This is a genomic window from Pseudogemmobacter bohemicus (assembly GCF_003290025.1).
Lineage (GTDB): Bacteria > Pseudomonadota > Alphaproteobacteria > Rhodobacterales > Rhodobacteraceae > Pseudogemmobacter > Pseudogemmobacter bohemicus.
Genome location: NZ_QNHG01000005.1, coordinates 197,260 through 200,463 on the forward strand (window position 1 = coordinate 197,260; position 3,204 = coordinate 200,463).

Annotated in this window: 5 protein-coding genes and 1 pseudogene; 3 read left to right on the forward strand and 3 right to left on the reverse strand. The window is 60.9% G+C overall.

Annotated features, from left to right (window positions below; all coding sequences use genetic code 11):
* From DRF71_RS23360 to DRF71_RS23370, 3 genes are all read right to left on the reverse strand, one after another.
* The coding region (locus tag DRF71_RS23360; protein ID WP_232831657.1) for a GntR family transcriptional regulator at nucleotides 1–633 on the reverse strand (633 nt) is incomplete at its 3' end.
* 232 nt (nucleotides 634–865) lie between these two features.
* Nucleotides 866–1,279 carry a hypothetical protein gene (locus DRF71_RS28850; protein WP_232831658.1) on the reverse strand — a complete coding sequence of 138 codons (414 nt, stop codon included), beginning with the start codon at nucleotides 1,277–1,279 and terminating at the stop codon, nucleotides 866–868.
* Between the two features lie 365 nt (nucleotides 1,280–1,644).
* The gene (locus DRF71_RS23370; RefSeq protein ID WP_112312990.1) at nucleotides 1,645–1,881 is read right to left on the reverse strand and encodes a hypothetical protein; all 237 of its coding nucleotides are present in this window, start codon (nucleotides 1,879–1,881) and stop codon (nucleotides 1,645–1,647) included.
* A 226-nt stretch (nucleotides 1,882–2,107) separates the two neighbouring features.
* Here DRF71_RS23370 and DRF71_RS28255 point away from each other — a divergent pair, with 226 nt between their 5' ends.
* From DRF71_RS28255 to DRF71_RS28855, 3 genes and pseudogenes are all read left to right on the forward strand, one after another.
* The gene (locus DRF71_RS28255) at nucleotides 2,108–2,437 is read left to right on the forward strand and encodes a hypothetical protein (RefSeq protein WP_198672337.1); all 330 of its coding nucleotides are present in this window, start codon (nucleotides 2,108–2,110) and stop codon (nucleotides 2,435–2,437) included.
* Nucleotides 2,391–3,107 carry a lytic transglycosylase domain-containing protein gene (locus DRF71_RS23375; protein ID WP_232831659.1) on the forward strand — a complete coding sequence of 239 codons (717 nt, stop codon included), beginning with the start codon at nucleotides 2,391–2,393 and terminating at the stop codon, nucleotides 3,105–3,107. The genes DRF71_RS28255 and DRF71_RS23375 overlap by 47 nt, the downstream gene beginning before the upstream one ends.
* 29 nt (nucleotides 3,108–3,136) lie before the next feature.
* Nucleotides 3,137–3,204 (forward strand): annotated as a pseudogene (locus tag DRF71_RS28855) (TrbC/VirB2 family protein); the annotation flags it as partial.

The following is a 3,204-nucleotide window of genomic DNA, read 5'->3' on the forward strand; positions in this document are numbered from 1 at the left end:
TTCCTCTTGCGGGGGGCTGACGTTCGCAGCCGCAGCCGGTGGGGTACCCACGCCCTCCGCCTTCCATTTCCGCATGAACCCGAGCAAGTACCCGGCAGGAACCGCATTATTGCCACGCCGTCGGTTGAACTCCCGAAATCTGTCCCAGATATGGCGACTGTCTGCGCCACGGCAGGGCAGGGTGGTTTTGGCGCTGCCGATCAGCGCCAGCAATCGGGGCGGTGTGGCCGACATTTCGCAATCCACTCTTATCGTTCCTGCGAATATATTTTTGTTTGAATCTTCCTTATATAGAGCGGTGTCATATGTGGTTGACACCGCTTCCTCAGGATCAGCCTCATCACAGCCGGCGAAGCGGAAGAGCCAGGGGGCCAGTTTCCCGCGCCCCCGGTGGCGGACGAGGCGTAGCCCTGAAGCAGCCAGTTCATTCAGCAAGGTATGCAGATACTGGCGCGAGACATCCATCCTCTCGGCGAGATCGACGAGCGTAAAGGCTGCGGTCCCGCGCGGAAGGCCATTGTAGCCATCCTTCCAGGCAATGCCGTCGAGGATGAGGGTTGCCAGCTTGTGTGCGGCGGTCGACAGGCTGGTGTTGGTGATGCAGCGAAGGATGGCGCCGGTGGTGAGTTCCATAATGGTTTTCTCCGGGCGAGCATCCGGATTCAGGATCAAAACACCACCATCGCAATCAATAGAACATTATTGCTTGCGCTACCTCGCCCCATCGGCTAGAACACTCTGGCTAGGTGAGTGTTAGCCTTTTGGGGTTGGTGGTGTTCAGTTTCTGACCGAATGTCGCTTTCCCCGGGGATCTTTGATCCCCGGGCAGTGAACGAAGCCGGGGCCTTGCGGCCCCGGCGGCTCCTCAGTAGCGAACCTCTTCCGACCCGTAGTTGCCGGCATGATCGCGCCAGTCCACGAAGACCGAGCGCCAGGAATAGCTGCCGCAATACGCGGGAACGGCAAGGTTGGAAGCTTCGGGAACAGCGGCGACCGAGGACCGCGCCCAAGCGTATTCGCCCTGGAGGCCGTAGGATCCGAGCCTTGTGGCATCGCTGCGGATGCAATCTCCATCCCGGTTCTGATGCTGGCTGAACTGGATGTGGTAGACCCGGATGCTGCGGACAAAATCGAAGGCATCATCGGATATGTCGATATCGGCCCGCTCTTTCGCTTGTGCGAGGGTCACGCCGGGCGCGATGCTCTGACCAAGTTCGGCTGTGTGATGCTCCTCCCGGAACGCAATGTCGTAGAGGCGCTCCATCGGGCTGACAGGCATGGGTCTGTCGAAAGATGCGCCCATCGGGCAACGCCAGATCTGGAGTGGAGGCTCGACCGGCCAGGGCGTGATGCGGCGGATGAACTCCGCCCGGGCGCGGGCGCAGGGCACGGAAGCAGGCCAGCCCCCAGCGAGGCAAAGCAGGATGGCGCAATCGATCTGGTAGCTCTGCGCCACCGCCGGAGGGGGTGTCCCAAGGGCCGCGGCGAGCGCGAGAGAGGCTGTCAGAAGTCTGTGTTTGAAGGCAGGATACATGAAGGCGACTCACTCAGTTACGCCTTATCGCTACAATGCACTATCATTGATTGCAATGATCTTGCCTTGATTCGGCACACTGAGTCCTGCACGCGTACTGCGTTGTGTCGTCAGTTGCCGACGATGCTCTGGAATCGCCCGTAATCCTGACTGACCTCCTGCGCCTCAAGGAAGGCGCGGGCCCGTTCCGCATCAAGACAGCGGAAGTAGTCCTGCACTGCTGCAATGTAGCTCTCGAAGTCGCCCCGGATCAGGTCGGCATAGGCACGGATGTCAGCTGCTTCTGATGGCAGCCAAGGCCGTTCCGGCGGCAGGCAAGAGGCGGATACGGGCCCACACATCACCATGATCGCAACGACGAAGGGGGCAATGCGTCTGGCCACCACGGTTTGCACGAAGCCCCTTCATTGCTTTGATTTGTTACAGATCTGGGCTATCCAGCTTTGTGCAGCGATGGTCTGTCGTCAAGACAATAAATAATCATTGCAAGCAATGATAGTGTAATGATACGGCTAAGGTGATTTGATTCACCTCGGCCCGAGCCATCCTTTGGAGAGGAGCCGCGGGGAGACCATGCTAGAAGACGCCCCGAATGTGGTTACAGAAGACGGACTGCGCCAGTTGCTGGCCCAAGGCTATGCCGCCGAGGTCATCTGCCGAACGGCTGCCGAGAAGCGGCTCAATGCCTGGTATGGGCTCTGGGTCGTTCGTGCGATTGCCCCGACCGGCGGTGACGAGAAAATCGTCGTCACCAGCCGCAGCTATATCAAGGCGCGCGAGTTCAAGACCGTGGTTGGCCTTGTCAGCTTCCTCTCCGATCTCGGGATGCGCACCGCGCATATTCCGTTGGAAGAGGGTGGTCGCACCCGCCATACTTTGCCCGAGACCTCGCAGCCGGGCTGAGACCACTTTCAGCCTTCTGGTCCTTCTGACCCTGGCGGCGCTCGGTGCGACCGGGGTCAGGGCCGAAGGCTTCATCTTCGCGATGGCATCGGATGGCCAACTGGCCTCGGTGTCATCGGAACCCGGCTTCATGCGCCAGTTCGGTGCCGAGACGTCGGAGCGCCTGTTTCTCTTTTCCACGCCAACCGATGAGGAAGACGGGGCAGGGGCGACAGTGGCCTCGCAGCGCTCGGCGGTGGCCAGCGCCGAAGTGCTGCAAGGCATTGAGGACACAGCGCTGCGATATGGCGGCCATGCCGCACTCCGCCGCGCGGGCATGAGCGTCACCGATTGGACGCTCTTCTACCGCGCCAATATCGAGGTCGAGAGCGCCTATAACCCGTCAGCGCTCAGTCATGCTGGCGCCATCGGTCTCGGCCAGTTGATGCCGGATACCGCCAGCTTCCTCGGGGTCGATCCGAACGACTGGCGGCAAAACCTCGACGGCTCGGCCCGCTATCTCCTGATGATGCTGGAGAGCTTCGGTACGCCTGAACTTGCTCTGGCCGCTTACAACGCCGGACCCGAGGCGGTTACCCGCCATGGTGGCATTCCCCCTTATACCGAGACCCAGGGCCATGTGGCCCGTGTGCAAGCCGTCTATGCGCGGCTGAGAGGAACGAGTTCATGAAGTACACGCCTGTCACCGTCCTCATGACGATGGGGTTCATCGCGCTTGCCGGTCCAGCCCTCGCGCAGAGCATCGACCTCTCGCCCGTGCAGACCCT

Excerpts from the sequence above, each read along its gene's own strand:
- DRF71_RS28850 (WP_232831658.1), bottom strand. The coding sequence starts at position 1,279 with ATGCCTGTCAGCCCGATGGAGCGCCTCTACGACATTGCGTTCCGGGAG.
- DRF71_RS23370 (WP_112312990.1), bottom strand. The coding sequence starts at position 1,881 with ATGGTGATGTGTGGGCCCGTATCCGCCTCTTGCCTGCCGCCGGAACGG.
- DRF71_RS28255 (WP_198672337.1), top strand. The coding sequence starts at position 2,108 with ATGCTAGAAGACGCCCCGAATGTGGTTACAGAAGACGGACTGCGCCAG.